Annotated in this window: 19 protein-coding genes; 10 read left to right on the top strand and 9 right to left on the bottom strand. The window is 64.7% G+C overall.

The annotated features are described in order from the left end of the window. Positions 1–6 precede the first annotated feature (6 nt). From ABQJ48_RS02940 to ABQJ48_RS02930, 3 genes are all read right to left on the bottom strand, one after another. Positions 7–1,158, bottom strand: coding sequence for a DegT/DnrJ/EryC1/StrS family aminotransferase (locus tag ABQJ48_RS02940; protein WP_367835834.1), 1,152 nt, complete (start codon positions 1,156–1,158; stop codon positions 7–9). Positions 1,159–1,378: 220 nt separating this feature from the next. Next, positions 1,379–1,750, bottom strand: coding sequence for an SMR family transporter (locus tag ABQJ48_RS02935; protein ID WP_367835832.1), 372 nt, complete (start codon positions 1,748–1,750; stop codon positions 1,379–1,381). 25 nt (positions 1,751–1,775) lie between these two features. Further along, entirely contained in the window at positions 1,776–3,497 is a 1,722-nt protein-coding gene (locus ABQJ48_RS02930) for a glycosyltransferase family 39 protein (RefSeq protein ID WP_367835830.1), read from the bottom strand. On the opposite strand from ABQJ48_RS02930, the gene ABQJ48_RS02925 reads away from it, so the two are divergent. Further along, positions 3,496–3,636, top strand: coding sequence for a hypothetical protein (locus ABQJ48_RS02925; RefSeq protein WP_367835828.1), 141 nt, complete (start codon positions 3,496–3,498; stop codon positions 3,634–3,636). The two genes, ABQJ48_RS02930 and ABQJ48_RS02925, sit on opposite strands and share 2 nt — an antisense overlap. 337 nt (positions 3,637–3,973) lie before the next feature. Here the strand turns inward: ABQJ48_RS02925 and ABQJ48_RS02920 are convergent, their stop codons facing one another. Then, complete coding sequence (locus ABQJ48_RS02920; RefSeq protein WP_367835826.1) at positions 3,974–4,348, bottom strand: Mth938-like domain-containing protein; 375 nt, start codon at positions 4,346–4,348, stop codon at positions 3,974–3,976. Positions 4,349–4,993: 645 nt separating this feature from the next. On the opposite strand from ABQJ48_RS02920, the gene ABQJ48_RS02915 reads away from it, so the two are divergent. From ABQJ48_RS02915 to ABQJ48_RS02890, 6 genes are all read left to right on the top strand, one after another. Further along, complete coding sequence (locus tag ABQJ48_RS02915; protein WP_367835824.1) at positions 4,994–6,241, top strand: pyridoxal phosphate-dependent aminotransferase; 1,248 nt, start codon at positions 4,994–4,996, stop codon at positions 6,239–6,241. A gap of 95 nt (positions 6,242–6,336) precedes the next feature. Next, positions 6,337–7,668: a homoserine dehydrogenase gene (locus ABQJ48_RS02910; RefSeq protein ID WP_367835822.1), complete on the top strand. Its 1,332-nt coding sequence runs from the start codon at positions 6,337–6,339 to the stop codon at positions 7,666–7,668. Between the two features lie 8 nt (positions 7,669–7,676). Then, positions 7,677–9,128: a threonine synthase gene (thrC, locus tag ABQJ48_RS02905; RefSeq protein WP_367835820.1), complete on the top strand. Its 1,452-nt coding sequence runs from the start codon at positions 7,677–7,679 to the stop codon at positions 9,126–9,128. 281 nt (positions 9,129–9,409) lie between these two features. After that, the gene (locus ABQJ48_RS02900) at positions 9,410–10,708 is read left to right on the top strand and encodes a molybdopterin molybdotransferase MoeA (RefSeq protein ID WP_473094088.1); all 1,299 of its coding nucleotides are present in this window, start codon (positions 9,410–9,412) and stop codon (positions 10,706–10,708) included. A gap of 26 nt (positions 10,709–10,734) precedes the next feature. Beyond that, positions 10,735–10,992, top strand: a complete 258-nt coding sequence (gene moaD, locus ABQJ48_RS02895; RefSeq protein ID WP_367835816.1) for a molybdopterin converting factor subunit 1 — start codon at positions 10,735–10,737, stop codon at positions 10,990–10,992. Between the two features lie 37 nt (positions 10,993–11,029). Then, positions 11,030–11,506, top strand: coding sequence for a molybdenum cofactor biosynthesis protein MoaE (locus ABQJ48_RS02890; protein WP_367835814.1), 477 nt, complete (start codon positions 11,030–11,032; stop codon positions 11,504–11,506). A gap of 175 nt (positions 11,507–11,681) precedes the next feature. Here the strand turns inward: ABQJ48_RS02890 and ABQJ48_RS02885 are convergent, their stop codons facing one another. Beyond that, positions 11,682–12,224, bottom strand: a complete 543-nt coding sequence (locus tag ABQJ48_RS02885) for a group III truncated hemoglobin (RefSeq protein ID WP_367835812.1) — start codon at positions 12,222–12,224, stop codon at positions 11,682–11,684. Positions 12,225–12,555: 331 nt separating this feature from the next. Between ABQJ48_RS02885 and clpB the strand changes: the two genes are divergently transcribed. Beyond that, the gene (gene clpB, locus ABQJ48_RS02880) at positions 12,556–15,153 is read left to right on the top strand and encodes an ATP-dependent chaperone ClpB (protein ID WP_367835810.1); all 2,598 of its coding nucleotides are present in this window, start codon (positions 12,556–12,558) and stop codon (positions 15,151–15,153) included. A gap of 215 nt (positions 15,154–15,368) precedes the next feature. Here the strand turns inward: clpB and ABQJ48_RS02875 are convergent, their stop codons facing one another. Continuing rightward, complete coding sequence (locus ABQJ48_RS02875; RefSeq protein WP_473094087.1) at positions 15,369–15,908, bottom strand: YidB family protein; 540 nt, start codon at positions 15,906–15,908, stop codon at positions 15,369–15,371. A 90-nt stretch (positions 15,909–15,998) separates the two neighbouring features. Further along, positions 15,999–16,571 (bottom strand): ComEA family DNA-binding protein, encoded by a 573-nt coding sequence (locus ABQJ48_RS02870; protein ID WP_367835806.1) that lies wholly within the window; start codon positions 16,569–16,571, stop codon positions 15,999–16,001. Between the two features lie 297 nt (positions 16,572–16,868). Here ABQJ48_RS02870 and ABQJ48_RS02865 point away from each other — a divergent pair, with 297 nt between their 5' ends. Continuing rightward, the gene (locus ABQJ48_RS02865) at positions 16,869–17,372 is read left to right on the top strand and encodes a MerR family transcriptional regulator (RefSeq protein ID WP_367835804.1); all 504 of its coding nucleotides are present in this window, start codon (positions 16,869–16,871) and stop codon (positions 17,370–17,372) included. After that, positions 17,324–17,770, top strand: coding sequence for a carboxymuconolactone decarboxylase family protein (locus ABQJ48_RS02860; protein ID WP_367835803.1), 447 nt, complete (start codon positions 17,324–17,326; stop codon positions 17,768–17,770). The genes ABQJ48_RS02865 and ABQJ48_RS02860 overlap by 49 nt, the downstream gene beginning before the upstream one ends. A gap of 28 nt (positions 17,771–17,798) precedes the next feature. Here the strand turns inward: ABQJ48_RS02860 and ABQJ48_RS02855 are convergent, their stop codons facing one another. Both ABQJ48_RS02855 and ABQJ48_RS02850 read right to left on the bottom strand, forming a co-directional pair. Continuing rightward, the gene (locus tag ABQJ48_RS02855; RefSeq protein WP_367835802.1) at positions 17,799–19,178 is read right to left on the bottom strand and encodes an MATE family efflux transporter; all 1,380 of its coding nucleotides are present in this window, start codon (positions 19,176–19,178) and stop codon (positions 17,799–17,801) included. 2 nt (positions 19,179–19,180) lie between these two features. Then, entirely contained in the window at positions 19,181–20,938 is a 1,758-nt protein-coding gene (locus tag ABQJ48_RS02850) for an ArnT family glycosyltransferase (protein WP_367835801.1), read from the bottom strand. Positions 20,939–21,194: the final 256 nt, after the last annotated feature.

Here is a 21,194-nt window from a genome sequence, read left to right as displayed (position 1 = left end):
TTCCGCTTATTTTCCGTATTGTTCGCAAATTTCGTTGACTGCGCGGCACACGCGCTGCACGTCGCCTTCGTTCATCAGCGTGAAGAGCGGCAACGTGACGGTGCTCGCGCCGAAGCGCTCTGCGTGCGGGTACATGCCTTCCTTATAGCCGAGCGCGCGATACAGCGTGAACAGATGGATGGCCGGGTAGTGCACGCCTGAACCGATGCCGCGCTCCTTCAACTGGCTCATGAAGCCGGCGCGGTCGAGCGACAGTTTCTCGAGCGGCAACGTGATCTGGAACATGTGCCAGTTGCTGTTCTCGAAGTCCGGCCACGGCAGGCCGACGCCCAGTTTCACCGCCGCTGCGCCTTCGAAGCCCGCAAAGTAGGCGTGTGCGAGCTTCCTGCGCTGCGCGAGAAAGCGCTCCAGGTGTGCAAGCTGGCCGAGGCCGACGCGCGCGGCGACGTCCGTCAGGTTGTACTTGCCGCCGAGCACATCGCAGTCCATCCCGTCAAAGCCCGTGCGGGTGATGCCTTGCAGCCGGTACTTCTGGGCCAGCACGGCCTCTTCCTCGTTGTTCAGCACCAGTGCGCCGCCTTCGATCGAGGTCAGGTTCTTGTTCGCATGGAAGCTGAACGACACGATGTCGCCAAGCTTGCCGATGCGCTCGCCGCGCCACGTAGAGCCGAACGCCTGCGCGGCGTCCTCGATCACGCGCAGCCCGTGGGCGCGGGCGATCGCGTAGAGCCGGTCGATATCCACCGGCAGGCCGGACAGATACACCGGCAGCAGCGCCCTGGTGCGCGGCGTGATGGCTTTTTCGAGCAGGTCGAGGTCGATGTTGCGCGTGAGCGGGTCGATGTCGACGAACACGGGCGTCGCGCCGATTTCGAGGATCACGTTGCTGGTCGAGACCCACGTTGCCGGCGTCGTGATGACTTCGTCGCCCGCGGCCACGCCGGCGATGCGCAGCCCGATTTCGAGCGTCGCCGTGCCGGAGTTGAACGTGCGCACCGGACGGCCGCCGCAGAATTCGGACAGCGCCGCTTCGAATTTCTGGTTCTGCGGGCCGGTGGTGATCCAGCCGGAGCGCAGCACGTCGGCGACGCCCTCGATCGTTTCCTCATCGATCTCAGGTTTGACAAACGGCAAAAACGGGACTGTTGACTGGCTCATGAATGCTTCGCTCGATTGATAAGGGCGCAAAACGAAAAGGGCGCGAAGTAAACCACAAACTACGCGCAAACCCAAGCCTGCGCTGAAAAAGGGTAACTGCACGCAATAGTAGGGTCATGCCTGGCGGGTTTTCAGGTTTTACTCGTGGAACGCAAAACGCAATGCACGACAAACCGCAACGGAGCTTGTTCGGCGATGCGCTGCCGCGGTCGCCTCCTGGTTAGCTGCGCGCCACCACGAACACGCCGATCAGGATGATGCCGATGCCGATCAGCTTCTGCACCGACAGCACTTCGCCGAACAGATACCACGCGGCGAACGCGTTGACGACGTAGCCGAGCGAGAGCATCGGATAAGCGATCGACACGTCCACCCGCGACAGCCCTACCACCCACACGACCAGGCTGACCACATAGCACACGAGGCCGCCCACGATCGGCGGCTGGGTGGCGAGCCGCCAGCCGATGGGCAGGATGTTCGCACGGGTGAATTCGAAGTGTCCAACGGCATTGGTGCCGGCCTTGAGCAGCAACTGCGCGCCGGCGTTCAGCGTCACGCCGGCGAGGATGCAAAAGAGGGAAATCGGGTTCATCGAACGGTTGGGTCCTCAGATGGGGTCAGGGTTGCGGTTTTTCCAGCGCCGCGGGCGCGCCGGACGGCGCGAGCGGCTTCATCACCACCACCCGGCGCGAATCCCGCGCGATCACCTGCATCGGCAGGCCTTGCTTGACCAGCCGATCGTAGGTGGGGGGCGGAATCAGCGCGAGCGCATAGCGCTCGGCTTTCCAGCGTTCCATCCATGCGTCGACGGACGGTATCCATTTCTGTGGTTCTACCGAGACGCCGAATGCCAGTTCGTCGGGGTGCTCGACCATGATCGTCGTGTGGCCGACGTAGAACGGCAGGGTGTGGTCGAGCACGCCCACCGAGTAGAACGGGGTATCGGCCGGCAGCTTCGCGAGCTCGGCCTTGATCGCCGGGGCGAGCGGCGCGCCGGAGCTCAGGCGGCCGAACACGTCATGACCCGTGCCGGCGATCGTGCCGAGCAGCAGCCAGGCCGCGCCGAAGCAGGCAATCGCGCCGAGGTTGCCGGCCCGGCTGCGGCGGTTCAGCCACATCGCGGCGAGCGTCAGCGCGAACGCGACGCCGAGCGCAGCCAACACCCAGGTGCGGTACTCGGCATACAGGGCAGCCGGATTGCGCGCGCTGCCAAAGCGCGTCATGAAGAGCGCGGCGAACGCGGCTGCGACCAGAAACAGCGCGTAGCCGGCCAGGTGCCGGCGCAACTGCTCGCGTGTGACGAGCGGCAGGTACATGCCGATCAGCAGCGCGATCGGCGGGGCGATCGGCAGCGTGTAGGACAGCAGTTTCGAGTGCGACGCGCTAAAGAACAGGAAGATGAAGCCGATCCACACGAACATCAGCGTGACCGGCGCGAAACCGTTCGGCTGGCGCGGCTGGCGCCACGCGTGGCGCACGCTTTGCAGTGCCACCGAGAGCCACGGCAGAAAGCCCACCAGCAGCACCGGCACGAAGTAGTAGAAGGCGCCGGGGCGGTTCTGCTCGGGCGTCAGATAGCGCTTGAACTGCTGAACGACGAAAAAGAAGTTCAGGAACTCGGGATTGCGCTGCTGAACCAGTACGAACCAGGGGGTGACGATCGCGAAGAACAGGATCAGGCCGCCGATCAGGTGCAGGCGCTTCCACAGCGCCCAGTCACGCGCGATCGCCGTGTAGAGCACGAGTACCGCGCCCGGCAGGATGACGCCCACGAGTCCCTTCGACAACACCGCCAGCCCCATCGACACCCAGCACACCCACATCCAGCCGCGCACGCTCGAGCCCGGCAGATTGGGGCGCTGCGCGAGCAGCAATGCGCACAGCGTGAGCGCCATCCAGAACGACAGACCCATGTCGAGCGTGTTGAAATGGCCCATCAGGTTCCAGTACGGCGAGCACGCCAGCACGATCGCGGCGAACACGCCGGTTGCGGCATTGAACACGCGAGCGCCCGTGAAACCGATCAGCAGCACGCCCGCAAACCCCGTCAGCGCGGTGTACAGGCGCGCCTGCCATTCGCCGATGCCGAACCAGGCAAACGTGAGCGCATTCGCCCAGGTTTGCAGCGGCGGCTTTTCGAAATATTTGTAGCCGTTGTAGCGCGGCGTGATCCAGTCGCCGGTCACGAACATCTCGCGCGCCATTTCGGCGTAGCGGCCTTCGTCGCTCGGCAGCAGGTGGCGCCAGCCGAGCGGCACGAACCAGATTACGGCGAGGGCCAGCACCAGCAGCAGGATCATGGTGCGATTGAGCGGTAGCCTCGACGGCGTATCGTTCATGGATTTCAACCTGTTGGGCGACACCGCGTGCGCGGCGAAGCGGTGTTGTCTGGAAATGGCGACCGGCTATGCGCGGCGGCGGCCATTTGCGGGTGCTGCGGGCGGCGCTGCGGCGCATCGCGAGCCGCGCACGGCCTAAGCGGCCGGTCGCGGGTGCGTCGGTCGCCGCGCAGCGTAACGTGGCCGGGCAATCGATGCCCGGACCGGCGACGCACCCGCCGGGCTGGCTCGTGCACACCGCACCGGTGGCGCGCAGTGTACGTGATCAACCGTGACGCGGCCAAGGGCGGGCGACAATGCGGCGCCACGAGCGGCCTGTCGCACGCTTGCGCGGCGGCGCGCAACGGCATGCCGCCGCTGCGAAACTGGTCGGCGGCACAGCGCCACGGCGACACGGCGACACGGCGACACGGCGACACGGCGACACGGCGACACGGCGCTGCTGCAGCAGCACCGGCGCGGCGCGAGGCCCGTCACTACCCTTCGATCAGCAACGCAGCTGCGACCTTACGGCCTTCGGCCATCAGAATGTTGTAGGTGCGGCAGGCGGCCTTGAAATCCATCGTTTCCACGCCGATGCGCTTGCCCGTCAGCGCGGCGGTCAGGCGCGGGTGCGGAAAGCGCAGCCGCTCGCCGCTGCCGAACACGACCACTTCCGGCGCGGCTTCGATCAGCATCGCGAAGTGCTCGGCGCTCAACTGGTCGAACGCGGAGACAGGCCAGGGGATGACCGGTGCGTCCGGCAGCACGAGAATGCTGCCCTGATGGCGCACCAGATTGATTTCGACGTAGTCGGCGCCATAGCCGGTGACGGTATTGAGCGCGCCGCTGGAGTCCTGATGTAGTTTCAAATTGGTTTTCCGAAGTCGTGAGACATCATGCGTGCGGATAGTCTGATCGGACGGAGCGAAGCAGGCAGTTCGACGCGAGTGGGCACGAAGAGGACCGAAAACGCTTGCCGATGCGGTTGGCGCATTGCGGAAGTCGGTCAAAATCCGCTAAATTATAGCTTTTTGGCCGCCTTGCCGCGCCCTTCGCTCATGTGCCGCCACAAGCTGCGCTATGCGCAACGGCGCAATCCACGGTTACCTGCTTTGGTTTTTCCCGCTTTCGCCAGATTTTTGCCGGGTTTTGGCCCGGGTGCGTTCGTTTGCCCATTCTGACCGTGCGTTGCGCCTGATCCGGCTTCACTGCCTGGGCGCAATGTGCCAAGCGCGCGCAGCACGGGCGCCGCGGCCGAAGCAACGGGGCGCGAAAACGGCTCACGAGCGGCGTGAAAGCAACTGGCATGGTTGCAACTGACCTAGAAGCAAGCGGCACCCAACCGTGCCCGAAAAAAGCGCTGCAGCTGCGAAGCGCAGCGGCCCCGAATGGCGCCCCCATCCGCGTCTGGCAGCCGTCGCCGGCCCTGCGCGCCCGAATTCCCCGTATCGGCGAACTGGCCTGCCTCGCGTATCCAGCCAGCGCCGGTTCGCCCCAGCCATCAACAGGATGAAGTGCCCGCCGTGAAACCGATTCTCAAATCCAACAAATTGCTGAACGTCTGCTACGACATTCGCGGGCCCGTCCTCGAACATGCGAAACGGCTCGAAGAAGAGGGCCACCGCATCATCAAGCTGAACATCGGCAATCTCGCGCCGTTCGGCTTCGAAGCACCCGACGAAATCATTCAGGACATGATCCTGAACCTCCCGGGTTCGTCCGGCTACTCGGACTCGAAGGGCGTGTTCGCCGCGCGCAAGGCGATCATGCATTACACGCAGCAAAAGGGCGTGCACGGCGTGGAGCTGGACGACATCTACATCGGTAACGGCGCGTCGGAACTGATCGTGATGGCGCTGCAGGGCCTTCTCAACGACGGCGACGAAGTGCTGCTGCCGGCGCCCGACTATCCGCTGTGGACCGCTGGCGTGAGCCTCGCGGGCGGCACGCCGGTGCATTACCTGTGCGACGAGTCGAACCGCTGGATGCCCGACCTCGACGACATTCGCGCGAAGATCACCCCGAACACCCGCGCGCTCGTGGTCATCAACCCGAACAACCCGACCGGCGCGCTGTACTCGAACGAACTGCTGCTCGGCCTGATCGAAATCGCGCGCCAGCACGGCCTCGTGATCTTCGCCGACGAGGTCTACGACAAGATCATCTACGACGGCAAGCTCCATACGTCGATGGCGGCGCTTTCCGAAGACGTGCTCACGGTCACTTTCAACAGCCTGTCCAAGAGCTACCGTTCGTGCGGCTATCGCGCGGGCTGGATGTTCATCTCGGGCCTGACCGGCGAGAACCGCCGCAACGCCCGCGACTATTTCGAGGGGCTCGGCATCCTCGCGTCGATGCGGCTGTGCCCGAACGTGCCCGGCCAGTACGCGATCCAGACGGCGCTCGGCGGTTATCAGAGCATCAACGACCTGATCGTGCCGAGCGGGCGCCTGTACAAACAACGCGAACTCGCGTATGACATGCTGACGGCGATCCCGGGCGTCAGCTGCGTGAAGCCGGAAGCGGCGCTGTACATGTTCCCGCGGCTCGATCCGAAAATCTATCCGATCCAGAACGACCAGCAGTTCATCCTCGATCTGCTGCTCGAAGAGCGCGTGCTGCTCGTGCAGGGCACCGGTTTCAACTGGAAGACACCGGACCACTTCCGCGTCGTGTTTCTGCCGAACGTCGACGACCTCGCGGATTCGATCAACCGGATTGCGCGCTTCCTTGACGGCTATCGCAAGCGTCATACGGCCTAACACCTGGGTGGCGCGCCAAGCGGCAGGCACCGCACCGGGCGCGCCACTCCCGACACCCGTTTCCTTTCAATCATCTACTCGAAAACATACGCTGCATGGAACCGATCAAAGTTGGACTGCTGGGCTTCGGCACGGTAGGCAGCGGCACCTTCACGGTACTGCGCCGCAACCAGGAAGAAATCAGACGCCGCGCGGGCCGCGGCATCGAGATTGCCCGCATTGCCGTGCGCAATCCCGCGAAGGCGACGGCGGCGCTCGGCGCACAAGCCGGCACCGTCGCGCTGACCGATGACTTCAACGCGGTGGTCGACGACCCGTCGATCGATATCGTGGCCGAGATGATCGGCGGCACCACCGTGGCGCGCGATCTCGTGCTGCGCGCGATCAGGAACCGCAAGCATGTGGTCACCGCCAACAAGGCGCTGCTGGCGGTGCACGGCACGGAGATCTTCGAAGCGGCGCATGCCAATGGCGTGATGGTGTCGTTCGAGGCGGCGGTGGCGGGCGGCATTCCGATCATCAAGGCGCTGCGCGAAGGGCTGACGGCCAATCGCATCCAGTACATCGCGGGCATCATCAACGGCACCACGAACTACATCCTGTCGGAGATGCGCGACCGCGGACTCGATTTCGCGACCGCGCTGAAAGCCGCACAGGAGCTCGGCTATGCCGAAGCCGATCCGACCTTCGACATCGAAGGCGTGGACGCTGCGCACAAGGCGACCATCATGAGTGCGATCGCGTTCGGCGTGCCGGTGCAGTTCGACCGCGCGTATGTCGAAGGCATCAGCAAGCTCGCGGCGATCGACATCAAATACGCCGAGGAACTGGGCTACCGCATCAAGCTGCTCGGTATTACGCGCCGCACCGACAAGGGCATCGAACTGCGCGTGCACCCCACGCTGATCCCGGAAAAGCGTCTGCTGGCGAATGTGGAGGGCGCGATGAACGCGGTGGTCGTGCATGGCGACGCGGTCGGCGCCACGCTTTACTACGGCAAGGGCGCCGGCGCCGAGCCGACGGCCTCCGCGGTGGTGGCCGACCTGGTCGACGTGACGCGCCTGCATACGGCGGATCCGGAGCATCGGGTGCCGCACCTCGCGTTCCAGCCCGACAGCCTGTCCAACACGCCGATCCTGCCGATCGAAGAAGTGACGAGCGGCTACTACCTGCGTCTGCGGGTGGCGGACGTGACCGGCGTGCTGGCCGACATCACGCGCATTCTCGCCGACACGGGCATCTCGATCGACGCGCTGCTGCAAAAGGAATCGGAGCAGGTCGACGCGAACGGCAAGGGCGAAACGGACATCATCCTGATCACGCACGAAACGGTGGAAAAGCACGTCAACGCGGCGATCAGGACGATCGAAGCGCTCAAGACCGTTGTGTCGCAAGTCACGAAGCTGCGCATGGAAGCGCTGAACTAGGCCGAACTATGAACTATCTTTCCACGCGCGGCGCCGGAGCCGGCGAGCGCCACACTTTTTCGGACATCCTGCTGGGCGGTCTCGCGAAAGACGGCGGCCTGTACCTGCCTGCCGAATACCCGCGCGTCAGCGCCGACGAACTGACGCGCTGGCGCGAGCTGCCGTACGCGGACCTCGCCTTCGAGATCCTGTCGAAGTTCACCGACGACATTCCCGCCGAAGACCTGCGCGCGCTGACCCGCAAGACCTACACGGCCGCGACCTACTGCAACGTGCGCGACGACGAAAGCGCCGCGCAGATCACGCCGCTGAAAGTGCTGGGCGTCGAAAACGGCGCGCCGCTCGCGCTGCTGGAACTGTCGAACGGGCCGACGCTCGCGTTCAAGGACATGGCGATGCAATTGATCGGCAACCTGTTCGAGTACGCGCTGGCCAAAAACGGTGAAACGCTGAACATTCTCGGCGCGACCTCGGGCGACACCGGCAGCGCCGCCGAGTACGCGATGCGCGGCAAGCACGGCATCAGCGTGTTCATGCTGTCGCCGCACAGGAAAATGAGCGCATTCCAGACCGCGCAGATGTACAGCCTGCAGGACCCGAACATCTTCAACATCGCTGTTGAAGGCGTGTTCGACGACGCGCAGGACATCGTCAAAGCGGTGTCGAACGATCATGCGTTCAAGGCTAAGTACAAGATCGGTACGGTCAATTCGATCAACTGGGCGCGCGTCGTCGCGCAGGTCGTGTACTACTTCAAGGGCTATTTCGCGGCGACGCAGTCGAACGACGAGCGGGTGTCGTTCACGGTGCCGTCGGGCAATTTCGGCAACGTCTGCGCGGGTCACATCGCGCGGATGATGGGTCTGCCCGTCGAAAAGCTGGTGGTCGCCACCAACGAAAACGACGTGCTCGACGAATTCTTTCGCACCGGTATTTATCGCGTGCGCAAGGCCGCCGAGACGTACCACACGAGCAGCCCGAGCATGGACATTTCGAAGGCGTCGAACTTCGAGCGCTTCGTGTTCGATCTGCTGGGCCGCGATCCGGCGCGGGTTCTGCAACTGTTCCGCGATGTCGAGGAAAAGGGCGGTTTCGATCTTGCGGCGAGCGGCGATTTTGCGCGCGTGAAGGAATTTGGTTTCGTGTCCGGCAGCAGCAGCCACGACAGCCGCGTGGAGACGATCCGCGACGTGTTCCAGCGCTACGACACCATGATCGACACGCACACGGCCGACGGCCTGAAGGTGGCGCGCGAACATCTGCAGCCGGGCATTCCGATGATCGTGCTGGAGACCGCGCAACCGATCAAGTTCGGCGAGACGATCCGCGAAGCGCTGTTGCGCGAACCGGAGCGGCCGGCGGCGTTTTCAGGCCTGGAGTCGTTGCCGCAGCGCTTCGAGGTGCTGCCGGCGGATGCTCAGCGTGTGAAGGACTTTATCGTCGCCCATACGGGCGAGTGAGGCTGTATTGCGCCGAGCCGGGTCGACAGGCATTCAGGAGCGTCTGCTGGATGGGTAGACCGGGTGTCAGCCAGCGCTCGCCGCGCAGTTCGCTGTGCGCGCTACAAGAAGCGCAAGCTGCCGCAATCCCCCCGGCGCTCCTGCGGCTCGGCGGGGGAGGCGGAGAGTGTGAGCCTGCAGAACTCCGGCACGACGCCAGGCCGACGGCATCGGCCGCTACAATGTTCTTTTAATCCGCGGCTTCGAAATCAGAGATGTCCACACCAACGCCCCGCGCTCCCATGCTCGCCACTGCCGAAGCGTTGGCGACCCTGCTTGGCGCCGCGCGCCCGATCGTCGGCACGCAATCCATCCCGACGCTGGACGCGCTGAACCGCGTGCTGTCGGCCGACGTCATATCGCCGCTCGACGTCCCGCCGATGAACACCAGCGCCATGGACGGTTTCGCGATTCGCACGGCGGACCTGGCGGGCGCGGGCGGCAGCCGCTTGCCTGTATCGCAACGCATTCCGGCCGGGCACGCGCCCACGCCGCTCGCGCCCGGTACCGCGGCGCGTATCTTCACCGGCGCAACCGTGCCGCCGGGCGCCGACGCGATCGTCATGCAGGAGCAAACCGAGGCGGCTGGCGACGCCGTCACGATTCTTCATACCCCGCAAGCCGGTGAATGGATGACCGCGCAAGGCGCGGACATCCGCCGCGGCTCCATCATTCTGCCGGCCGGCACGCGGCTCACGCCTCAGGCGTTGGGGCTCGCCGCATCGGTGGGCTGCGCGCAGCTTCAGGTGCGTCGCCGCGTCAAAGTCGCGGTGTTCTTCACCGGCGACGAACTCGCCATGCCGGGCGAACCGCTGAAACCGGGCGCGATTTACAACTCGAACCGCTTTACGCTGCGCGGCCTGCTGGAAAAGCTTGGCTGCGAAGTGACCGACTATGGCATCGTCGCCGACCAGCTCGACGCGACCCGCGCGACGCTGCGTGAAGCCGCCGACGGCCACGATCTGATCCTCACTTGCGGCGGCGTTTCGGTCGGCGAGGAAGATCACGTGAAGCCCGCCGTCGAGGCGGAAGGGCGTCTGTCGATGTGGCAGATCGCAATGAAGCCGGGCAAGCCGCTCGCGTTCGGCGCGGTGCGCCGTGCGGCGGCCCATGCGGATGCGGATGCGGGTGCGGATGCGGATGCGGATTCGTCGGCGTCGGCGTCGGCAGCGACAGCGACAGCGACAGCGGCCACGCCTGAAACGTTCTTCATCGGTCTACCCGGCAACCCCGTTTCCAGCTTCGCGACCTTTGTGCTGTTCGTGCGTCCGTTCGTTCTGAGTCTCGCCGGCGCGCTGACGGTCGCGCCGCGCACGCTGTCGTTGCGCGCGGACTTCACGCAAAGCAAGGCCGACCGCCGCAACGAATTCCTGCGCGCGCGGCTCAACGAGGCAGGCGGCCTCGATCTGTTCCCGAATCAGAGTTCTGCCGTGCTGACCTCGACGGTGTGGGGCGACGGCCTGATCGACAATCCGCCGAACCATGCGATCCGCGCGGGCGAGACTGTGCGCTTCATTCCCTTTTCCGAATTACTGAATTGAGGCCGGCCGAAGCCGGCGGCATCCCGATGAAGATCGAACTGCGCTATTTTGCGAGCGTGCGCGAAGCGCTCAATCTGGCCGACGAAACGGTCGAACTGCCCGACGGCATCGCGACCGTCGGCGACGTGCGCGCGTGGCTGCGCGTGCGTGGCGGAGTCTGGGCCGACACGCTCGCCGAAGGCCGCGCGCTGCGCATGGCGTGCAACCACGTGATGACCGGAGCCGGTACCCGGATCACGGAGGGCTGTGAAGTCGCGTTTTTTCCGCCCGTCACCGGCGGGTAGGCGGCAACGCCGCCAGATCGTCAACAGGGAGCCGACCATGCCCGTTCGCGTCCAGACAGAAGACTTCGACGTCAGCGCCGAACTCGCCGCATTGCGGGCGCGGAATCCGAGAATCGGCGCGGTCGCCTGCTTTATCGGCACCGTGCGCGATCTGAACGACGGCAGCTCCGTCGAGACGATGGAGCTCGAGCATTATCCAGGCATGACCGAGAAGTCGCTGGAAGCGATCGTGGTCAGCGCGTGCGAACGCTGGCCGGGCATCGAAGTGCTGATCGTGCATCGGGTCGGCAAGCTGTATCCGTTGGACCAGATCGTGCTGGTCGCGACCACGGCCGCGCATCGCGGCGACGCGTTTGCGTCATGTGAGTTCGTGATGGATTATCTGAAGACCCAGGCGCCGTTCTGGAAAAAAGAGAAGACCGAAGCCGGCGAGCGCTGGGTCGATGCGCGCGTCACCGACGACGCCGCGCTCGCCCGTTGGGGCATCGATTCAGGGAATGGAACCCCCGAATAGGCGCGGGCCGCGTAGCCGTCAAAGCGGGCTGCAGTTTTGCAGAAGCCGGTTGCGCCCAGTGCAGCGGGAGCGCAGTTCGACGGAAGGCACCTCAGCCAAAAGCTGGCCAAAGCACTCGGCGACATTCAGAGGCACTGCAACGTGCCGAACGGAATTCGACTGCATCCGGGTCCGCTCATTCGTCGCGCGAGCGCCCGATGATCCGCGCCGGAAACGGCTCGCCGGCCGGACGTTGTGGCTCGGGCGCGCCGCCGTCATCCGCGCGACGCTTGGGCGCCACCCGTTCAAGCAGCGCCTGCTGCTCGGGTAAAACCTTGTAGTCCCATCCGAAGCGGCTCAATTGCAGGCTTTGCGCGATACGCAGCGCTGGTTCCATGAAGCGCACCGCCGCGGCGGGCTGGTACCGCGATTCGACCGTATCCAGAAACAGATACAGCCAGCGGCTGAAGTGCTGTGGCTCGACGCCTTCCAGCGGCTGATGCGCTTGCTGCACGTTGCCGCGGTACTGTTTCGCGCCCAGCACGAGAGAGCCCCAGAACGTGCACATCTTCGGCAGATGCTCGTCCCAGCGGCCGGCGAGCTTTGCTTCGAAGACCGGGCCGAGCAGCGCATCGGCGCGCACACGGTCGTAGAAACCGTAGACGAGTTCGCGGATATTGGCCTCGGTGGGCTCGGCGACGCGCTCGACGTCCGGCGCGGCTGGGAAAGACGGATTCATGCTGATTCCAGATTAAAGCCGCGTTAGGCGGCCAAAACATGCGTTCTGGCTGCATCTTAGGGCGAAGCGGCGCCCCACGGCAACCCTCGCATTGACGCGCTCATTCCAGGATCGCGGCTTGCGCTTATCGTGATCCGCGTTATGACAGTGACCGACTCTACGGATGACTCACTGCGGCGCCCGCGGCCAGCGTTCCGCGCCGTCGACCAGAAACGGGGCGCGGACAGTTGTTTCGCTCAAATGTTAAATTCTTGCAATCGGGCGCAAAAAAACGCTTGAAACCTAATTAAAACGCCTCATTTTGGTGGTAATCGAAATTGGAGGTCTCTTGATGAGAATCGACAAACTCACCACTAAATTCCAGGAAGCACTGGCGGATGCGCAGAGTCTGGCCGTCGGCCATGACAATCAATACGTCGAACCGGTTCATGTGCTGTCCGCGCTCATCGCGCAGCAGGATGGCTCGGCGCGCTCGCTGCTTTCGCGCGCCGGCGTGCACGTTCAGTCGCTGCAAGCCGCACTCGCCGATGCGATGACCCGTCTGCCGCAAGTACAGGGCACCGACGGCAACGTGCAGATCGGCCGCGAGTTGACCGGCTTGTTGAATCAGGCGGACAAGGAAGCGCAGAAGCTCAACGACACGTTCATCGCGAGCGAAATGTTCCTGCTCGCGGTTGCCGACGACAAGGGCGAAGCCGGACGCCTCGCGCGTCAGCATGGCTTGTCGCGCAAGTCGCTGGAAAGCGCGATTGCCGCGGTGCGCGGCGGCTCGCAGGTGCATAGCCAGGACGCCGAAAGCCAGCGCGAGGCGCTCAAGAAATACACCATCGACCTGACCGAGCGCGCGCAGGCCGGCAAGCTCGACCCGGTGATCGGCCGCGACGACGAAATCCGTCGTTCCATCCAGATCCTGCAACGCCGCACCAAGAACAACCCGGTGCTGATCGGCGAGCCGGGCGTGGGCAAGACCGCGATCGTCGAAGGGCTCGCGCAGCGCATCGTCAACGGCGAAGTGCCCGAGACGCTGAAGGGCAAGCGCGTACTGTCGCTGGACATGGCCGCGTTGCTGGCCGGCGCCAAGTATCGCGGCGAATTCGAAGAGCGGCTGAAGGCCGTGCTCAACGATATCGCCAAGGACGAGGGCCAGACCATCGTCTTCATCGACGAAATCCACACGATGGTCGGCGCGGGCAAGGCAGAAGGCGCGATGGACGCGGGCAACATGCTCAAGCCGGCGCTCTCGCGCGGCGAGCTGCATTGCGTTGGCGCCACCACGCTCGATGAGTACCGCAAGTACATCGAGAAGGATGCCGCGCTCGAGCGGCGCTTCCAGAAGGTGCTGGTCGACGAACCGACGGTGGAGGCGACTATCGCGATCCTGCGCGGGCTGCAGGAAAGGTACGAACTGCATCACGGCGTCGACATCACCGACCCGGCCATCGTCGCGGCGGCGGAACTGTCGCATCGCTACATCACTGACCGGTTCCTGCCGGACAAGGCGATCGACCTGATCGACGAAGCGGCGTCGAAGATCAAGATGGAAATCGACTCGAAGCCGGAAGAGATGGACCGGCTCGACCGGCGTCTGATCCAGTTGAAGATCGAACGCGAAGCCGTGAAGAAGGAAAAGGACGAAGCGTCGCAAAAGCGCCTGCAGCTGATCGAGGAGGAAATCGAGCGGCTCAATCGCGAATACTCCGACCTCGAAGAAATCTGGACCGCGGAAAAAGCCGCGGTGCAGGGCAGCGCGCTGCTGAAGGAAGAGATCGAGAAAACGCGTGCGGAAATCACACGCCTGCAGCGTGAAGGCAAGCTGGAGAAGGTCGCCGAGCTGCAGTACGGCAAGCTGCCGGGACTCGAGGCGCAGTTGAAGGAAGTGACGCGGGCCGAGGCCGAGGAGCAGAACAGTCCGCAGCGGCCACGGCTGTTGCGCACGCAGGTTGGCGCGGAAGAGATCGCCGAAGTCGTGTCGCGTGCCACCGGCATTCCGGTCTCGCGAATGATGCAAGGCGAGCGCGAAAAGCTGTTGCAGATCGAAGAAAAACTGCACGAGCGCGTGGTCGGTCAGGACGAGGCGATCAGTGCGGTGGCCGACGCGATTCGCCGTTCGCGCGCGGGCCTCGCGGACCCCAACCGTCCGTACGGTTCGTTCCTGTTCCTCGGACCGACCGGCGTCGGCAAGACGGAACTGTGCAAGGCGCTGGCGGCGTTTCTCTTCGATTCGGAAGATCATCTGATCCGTATCGACATGAGCGAATTCATGGAGAAGCACAGCGTCGCGCGTTTGATCGGCGCGCCGCCCGGCTACGTGGGTTACGAGGAAGGCGGTTATCTGACGGAGGCCGTGCGCCGCAAGCCGTATAGCGTCATCCTGCTCGACGAAATCGAGAAGGCGCATCCGGACGTGTTCAACGTCCTGCTGCAAGTGCTCGACGACGGCCGCATGACCGATGGCCAGGGACGCACCGTGGACTTCAAGAACACGGTGATCGTGATGACCTCGAACCTCGGTTCGCACGTGATCCAGTCGATGGTCGGAGAGCCGCAGGAAGCGATCAAGGACGCGGTCTGGGAAGAGGTAAAGCTGCACTTCCGGCCCGAGTTCCTGAACCGGATCGACGACGTCGTGGTGTTCCATGCGCTCGACCGCTCGAACATCCAGTCGATCGCGCGCATCCAGCTGCAGCGTCTGCACGAGCGGCTCGCGAAGCTCGACATGCAGCTGGTGGTGTCGGATGCGGCGCTCGAGCACGTCGGCAAGGTCGGCTACGATCCGCTGTTCGGCGCCCGGCCGTTGAAGCGGGCGATCCAGCAGGAGATCGAGAATCCGGTCGCCAAGCTGATTCTCGCCGGCAAGTTCGGTCCGAAGGACGTGATTCCGGTGGAAATGGAAGACGGCAAGCTGGTGTTCGAGCGCGTCGTGCATTGAGTGAAACGCGGGTTCGACGGCCAGACGCAAGCGGCGGTAGCGCAGCCGCTTGCCGGCCGACGATCACGAGCAGCAACGCAAAAGCGGCAATGCAAAAGCAGTAACGTAAAAGCAGTAACGTAAAAGCAGCAACGCAAAAGCGGCAACGAAAGTGACCCTTCGTTGCCGCTTCTTTTTGTGTCCGCAGCCCGCGCTCGCGCGCGGCTCCCGCGTCGTTACGCGTTGGTGTTCTTGCCGAACAGCGCCGACAGGCCGCCGAGCGCGCCGAGCACGGTGGTCGCGTTCAGCTTGCCCTCGGCCGGCACTTCGCCTTCCGGCGTCGCGGCGTTGACGACGTGCGGCAGGATCTGCGACAGCAGGCCGGTCACCTGATCCGGCTGCACGCCCGCTTTGGCCGCGAGGTTGGCGACGGTGTCCGAGCCGAGCACGCTGTGCAGCGCATCGGGCGCGATGGGTTGATTCTCGCCGTTGCCGACCCACGACGACACGACATCGCCCAGGCCCTTCTCGTTAAAGCGCGAGATCAGCCCGTTCAGGCCGCCCGGCTGGCTATTGACGAATTCGAGTGCGGCTACGATCAGCGCTTGCTGGCCGCCGCTTTCGGGCGATTTGCCAAGCATGGAACCAAGGGTGTCGAGTAGGCTCATGACTGTCTCTCTTGAAAGCCGACACGTGCTTGACGGGCCGGCGGGTGAAAACGCCGCGCGGTCGCGCGGCGCAGTGGGAAGGCGGGCGGGCCGCTTCGATACGGGCATGGCGCGAGGCTCATGCGGGTATCCATGACGCCTTGCTATGCCGTCGCCCGCCCCGGTGTGCGCCGTTGATGCGTTTGTGGGTCAGTGGGCCTATGCTCCGGAAGCCGCGGCAGCCGAAGCGGCCTTGCTTTTCTTTGCCTTTTTCGAGGCCTTCGCGCCGGAAGCGTCGGCGGGCGCATTCGCCATGGGCGCGGCCGCCGGGGCCGAAGCCGCCGCTTCCGACGCCGCGGTCTTGCTCATCTTCTTCGGTTTCGACGCTTTGGCGCCCGACGCTTGCGCCGGCGCAGCCGTGGCCGCAGTCGTGACCGGCGCTGCCGAGCTCGCCGCAGGCGCGGCCTTGGTGCTCGCCATGCCGCTCACCTTCGCGGCAGGTTTCGCGCCGGCCGGCGGCGCGGATGAGCCGTTGATCGTCAGGCCAGCTGCTTCCAGATTGGTGACCGATTTGGTGCCGATGCCCTTGACGCGGGCGGCCAGATCATCGGCGTCTTTGAAGGGGCCGTTCTTCGCGCGTTCGTCGATGATGGCCTTGGCGTGCGCCGGGCCGATGCCCTTGACCGATTCGAGCGCCGCCTGATCGGCGGAATTCACTTCGACGGCCGCCGCGAATCCGGCCGACAGCGACAAAGCCAACGCAACGCAAAGCATCAAAAGCTTCTTCAGCATGGCAAGCACTCCATTAAAGGGCAAAAATAAGCCGGGCAGCGGCGACGCATCCTGTCGACAGGCGCTGCGCTCAAGCATAGAACAATTCGTGCGCCGCTATTTGCGAACGCCGACGAGTTATACCGGCCGATGGGTGACAAGTAAATCAGCGCGGACAATTCTTAAACCTTTTGCATCGCGATCGGGCTTTTCCGGGTCCATCCGTCATCTCGCGCGCCACGAAAAGGGCGAGCCGGACCCATGACAACGGCGAGTGCTTGACTTAGAGTGCACTCGAAGTCCTAACCTGAGTCCGTCATGTCGAAACTTCCCACTGCACTCACGATCGGCCTGGTCGCCGAAACGATCGGCGTGTCGACGCACACGCTGCGCTATTACGAACAGGCCGGGCTGATTCGCCCGGTGGGGCGCACGCAGGCGGGCCATCGCCTGTATTCGCCCGCCGATCTCGACTGGCTGCGGTTCGTGATGCGTCTAAAGGCGACCGGCATGCCGATCGCCGGGATGCAAGCGTTCGCGGCACTGCGTGCACAAGGCCAGGCCACCGTGGGTGCGCGCCGCGACTTGCTGGTGGCGCACCGCGATGCGGTTCGGGCGCGCATCGCCGAGTTGCAGAGCAACCTTGGCGCGATCGTCGACAAGATCGCGTACTACGAAACGGCTCGAGCAGCGGGGCAGAACGCCGTCGCGGGGAACCCGGCACGGCAGATCGACACCGGCTCAACGCATTCACATTCCGACGAGGACTCACCATGGACTACGCATACAACGACCGCTACACCCGAGGCTGGGACAAGCTGAAGGAGATCGACGGCTCGGCCGGCGAACAGGTGATCGCCGCGCTCGCGCCGATCGCGCCGGATTTCGGCAGGCTGCTGATCGAGTTCGGCTTCGGCGATATTTACAGCCGGCCGCAGCTCGATCTGCGCGCGCGCGAAATCGCGACCATTGCGTCGCTCGCGACGCTGGGCTGCGCGCAACCGCAGCTGAAAGTGCATATCGAAGCCGCGTTGAACGTCGGCTGCACGCGCGAGGAGATCGTCGAAGTGTTCATGCAGATGGCGCTGTATGCGGGGTTTCCGGCGGCGCTGAACGCGCTGTTCGCCGCGCGGGAAATTTTCGAGCGGCACGATGGCGAGAGTGAGAGGGCGCAGCCGAAGCGGCGAGACGAGAAGGCGCAGGCGGCGCCGGCAATTTAATCGGCCGCGCCGGGCGGACCTGCCGATCTCAACCCGCCGAATCCCGCGAGACGGCAACGGCGCCGCGCAAATACCGCTTGCTCACCATCCGCCAGTACATCAGCAAACCGAGTCCGGCAATCGCCAAACTCGCGGTATTGGCGACCCAGAAGCCGCGCGCGCCGGTTAGCCACGTCGGCGTGACGCCGCTCACATCGAAGCCGAGCAGATAGCCGCCGCCCAATCCCACGCCCCACAACGCCACCGCGTAGATGACGGTCGGCACGACCGCCACTTTGTACGCGCGCAGCACGAATGCGGTAGTGATCTGCAACGCGTCGAACAGGTGGTAGCACACGACGATCAGCACCAGCGGCAGCGCCGCTGCCGCGACCTGCGAGTTCGGCGTATAACCTTCGATGATGTACGGCCGCAGCACCAGCACCACCGCGCCATAACAGCAGGCGATCGCGACCGCCATCAGGATCCCGTGACGCGACAGCGTGCGCGCCGCTTGCGGACGATGCGCGCCGAGCGCCTGCGCGACCAGCGTTGACGAAGCAATGCCGATCGACAGCGGCGTCATATACAGCACCGCGCCGATATTGCCGGCGATCTGATGTCCAGCGAGCGTCGTCGTGCCGAACCGCGCGATGAACAGCGCCATGAACGTATAAGACGTGACTTCAATCAGATACGACAGGCCCATCGGAATGCCCAGCCGGAGTTGCGCCGCCTGGCGTCGCCACCTCGGCCAGCAGAAGTGCGCGAAGATCGCAAACGGCTTGAACACGTCGACACGCGTGAGCAGCACCATGCCGAGCATCGCCAGCGCCCAGTTGATCGCGGTGCTGGCGAGCGCGCAACCCGGACCGCCGAGCGCCGGCACGCCGAAACCGCCAAAGATGAACCACGTGTTGAGGGGAACCTTGAGCAGTAGCGCGCCGATCTGCAGCATCATCACGAGCCGCGGTTCGCCGACGGCATTGGTCACCGAACTGTAGACGCGAAACGTGAGGCCGGCCGGCAGACCGAAGGCGAGAATCCGCAGATACGCGACCGTGCGTTCATGCAGCGCGTCGGGCACGCGTGCGACATGCAGCACGGGCTCCGGAAAAAACAAGATCAGAAAGCCGATCACGGTCAGCGCCAGCGTGAGCCACAGCGACTGGCGCACTTCCTCGCCGATCTCCGCATAGCGGCGCGCGCCGTACAACTGCGCGGCGATCGGTTGCAGCGCGGTGAGAATGCCGGTCAGGCCGATGTAGACGGAAATGTAGATCGACGAGCCGAGGCCGAGTGCGGCCAGATCGACCGCCGAATACCGGCCGACCATGGCGGTGTCGATTACGCCGAACGCGATGATCGCCAACTGGCCGATCAGGACGGGCCACGCGAGCGCGGCGATTTTCCGTACGTCGGCCAACATGGTCAGCCGGGCTTCTTGTGCCAGTTGCGGCGCTTGACCACCGGCGGCTTCGGCCGGTCGGTCCGAACGTACAGACGGAAGCGTTCATCGCGGTCGGCCGCGCGGCGGCCTTGCCACACCAGTTTCCAGATGTAGTCGGGCATCGCACTCGGTTCGCCGTACTCCGTCGAGTCCTGACGCAGGATCACGTCGCAGTCCTGGTCGAACGAGAAGTGCATGTCGCCGAAATACGCGAACGTGGCGATCTGCGCATTTCCCAGGCGCACCGGCGAAATGCACGTGTAGTCGTCCGGCAGGTGGCTCGCGATCTGTTGCGCGACGTCGCTGTAGGTCCGGCTGTAGTTGACGACGGGCAGCCACAGCGTCATGAGCAGCACCCACATCAGCGTCGTACCGGCGCTCGAGAGCACCACGCTGCGCCACAATACCTTCGGATGACGCGCGAGACGCCAGCGCACCAGCACGAACCAGCACAGCGTGACGGCGAGCGCGCAGACGAACGACAAAATCTTGAACTGCGGCACGAAGCCGGGCGCGAGGCGCGCGAGGTTGCGCGCAAGCGGATGCGGAAATCCGGTCAGGCCCGCCACGTACACGAGCCAGACGAAGCTGCCGAGGATCGTGAAGCTTAGGAGCGCGAACCAGTCGATCGCGTTGATCGCGCCGCGTTTGAGCGTGGGCAGCGCAAAGGTGGCGAGCACCGCGAGCGGTGGCAGCAACAGCATGTAAAGGCGGTTGGATTGATGGCTCTGCAGGATCACCAGTGCCAGCAGCGGCCCGATCACCGAGAGCGGAATGGCCACATGCGGCGCGCGCCGCAGACCTTTCCAGCTGAACCACGACCATAGCGCGAGCGGCCATGCCGGCCAGGTGAAGAGCGGCAGGTTTTTCAGCGCGTAGGCGGCGACGCGGCCCGGCGGCCCGGCGAACGAACTCACGCTGACGTGCACCCATTGATTCAGGTACCAGACGGCGTCGTCAGGAAAAGCGGCGAGGGCGGCGATCGGCCAGGACACCGACACCAGCAGCGCGACCGGCAGACCGGCAAGCGGCAGCCAGCGCGACCGCGCTTCGCGCACGATCAGCGACATCGCCAGCGTGCCGACCAGCAACGCGCCGACCAGCACGGGGCTGCTCGCGAGGGTGACGAGGCCGAGCGCGAGGCCCCAGATCAGCGCGCCTTGAATCGGCTTGTTGATCATCCGCACGAGCCCGTACACGAGCATCGCGATGCCGACGAACTGCGCGAGTTGCGGCGTGGTTTCGTGGCCGCGTTCGGCAAGGCCGAAGCAGGCGAGCAGGATCAGCAGCGCGCCGTCGGCGAGCGTGCGGCCGTAATCGCGCGGTTCCGGCTCGCCGCCGAACGCGTACTTGAACGGCTGCACTTCGGCGCGCCGGCCGAGCAGATAGGCCGCGTACCAGACGAACGCGCAGCCCGCGCAAAACAGCAGACCGGTGAACACGCGCGACGCGTTGCTCGCATCGACCCACGGCGCGAGCGCGCGGATCGCGCTCGCGCCGAGCCAGTAGCCGAGCGGTCCGTCCTCGGTCAGATATTTGCCGACCAGATTGGGCAGCAGCCAGTCGTGGGCGCCGCCGTTCGCCATGGTCCACATGACTCCGAAGCCGGCTGCGTCCTCGTTCTTCCACGGATCGCGGCCGAACAGCCCAAACGATGCGTAGACGATACAGATGGCCAGCAGCAGCCAGCGCGGCAGGGCACTGGTCGCAGAGGCAGTGAGGCGAACGACAGGTCTCATGCGGTGTGTGGAAATTGGATAAGCGGTGCGGCCATGACCGGACTGTATGTCGGACCAGGATGGCCCGTCTTGAGCATCCGGCATTGTAGTCGTGCGGTGCGCTGCGCGTCACGGCTGGTAACGGTCGGCAACGCCGTTGCGAAGCCTGTAACACGTGCACGGCGAGCGCAGCTGCGCTGGGTGCCGCGGGCATGACATCGGCCATTGTTCGAGCCGGTGCGTCAGGTGCGTCAGGTGCATCAGGTGCATCAGGCTG

It is taken from the genome of Paraburkholderia suaedae, assembly GCF_040812055.1.
Taxonomy (GTDB): Bacteria; Pseudomonadota; Gammaproteobacteria; order Burkholderiales; family Burkholderiaceae; genus Paraburkholderia.
The sequence above is the reverse complement of the archived record's forward strand: the minus strand, read 5'-3'. Positions and strand labels throughout refer to the sequence as shown.

Bases quoted from the DNA above. Each gene is read 5' to 3' on its own strand.
- ABQJ48_RS02940 (WP_367835834.1), bottom strand. From the start codon at position 1,158: ATGAGCCAGTCAACAGTCCCGTTTTTGCCGTTTGTCAAACCTGAGATC.
- ABQJ48_RS02935 (WP_367835832.1), bottom strand. From the start codon at position 1,750: ATGAACCCGATTTCCCTCTTTTGCATCCTCGCCGGCGTGACGCTGAAC.
- ABQJ48_RS02925 (WP_367835828.1), top strand. From the start codon at position 3,496: ATGGATTTCAACCTGTTGGGCGACACCGCGTGCGCGGCGAAGCGGTGT.
- ABQJ48_RS02930 (WP_367835830.1), bottom strand. From the start codon at position 3,497: ATGAACGATACGCCGTCGAGGCTACCGCTCAATCGCACCATGATCCTG.
- ABQJ48_RS02910 (WP_367835822.1), top strand. From the start codon at position 6,337: ATGGAACCGATCAAAGTTGGACTGCTGGGCTTCGGCACGGTAGGCAGC.
- thrC (WP_367835820.1), top strand. From the start codon at position 7,677: ATGAACTATCTTTCCACGCGCGGCGCCGGAGCCGGCGAGCGCCACACT.
- ABQJ48_RS02900 (WP_473094088.1), top strand. From the start codon at position 9,410: ATGCTCGCCACTGCCGAAGCGTTGGCGACCCTGCTTGGCGCCGCGCGC.
- moaD (WP_367835816.1), top strand. From the start codon at position 10,735: ATGAAGATCGAACTGCGCTATTTTGCGAGCGTGCGCGAAGCGCTCAAT.
- ABQJ48_RS02890 (WP_367835814.1), top strand. From the start codon at position 11,030: ATGCCCGTTCGCGTCCAGACAGAAGACTTCGACGTCAGCGCCGAACTC.
- ABQJ48_RS02885 (WP_367835812.1), bottom strand. From the start codon at position 12,224: ATGAATCCGTCTTTCCCAGCCGCGCCGGACGTCGAGCGCGTCGCCGAG.
- clpB (WP_367835810.1), top strand. From the start codon at position 12,556: ATGAGAATCGACAAACTCACCACTAAATTCCAGGAAGCACTGGCGGAT.
- ABQJ48_RS02875 (WP_473094087.1), bottom strand. From the start codon at position 15,908: ATGCCCGTATCGAAGCGGCCCGCCCGCCTTCCCACTGCGCCGCGCGAC.
- ABQJ48_RS02870 (WP_367835806.1), bottom strand. From the start codon at position 16,571: ATGCTGAAGAAGCTTTTGATGCTTTGCGTTGCGTTGGCTTTGTCGCTG.
- ABQJ48_RS02865 (WP_367835804.1), top strand. From the start codon at position 16,869: ATGTCGAAACTTCCCACTGCACTCACGATCGGCCTGGTCGCCGAAACG.
- ABQJ48_RS02860 (WP_367835803.1), top strand. From the start codon at position 17,324: ATGGACTACGCATACAACGACCGCTACACCCGAGGCTGGGACAAGCTG.
- ABQJ48_RS02855 (WP_367835802.1), bottom strand. From the start codon at position 19,178: ATGTTGGCCGACGTACGGAAAATCGCCGCGCTCGCGTGGCCCGTCCTG.
- ABQJ48_RS02850 (WP_367835801.1), bottom strand. From the start codon at position 20,938: ATGAGACCTGTCGTTCGCCTCACTGCCTCTGCGACCAGTGCCCTGCCG.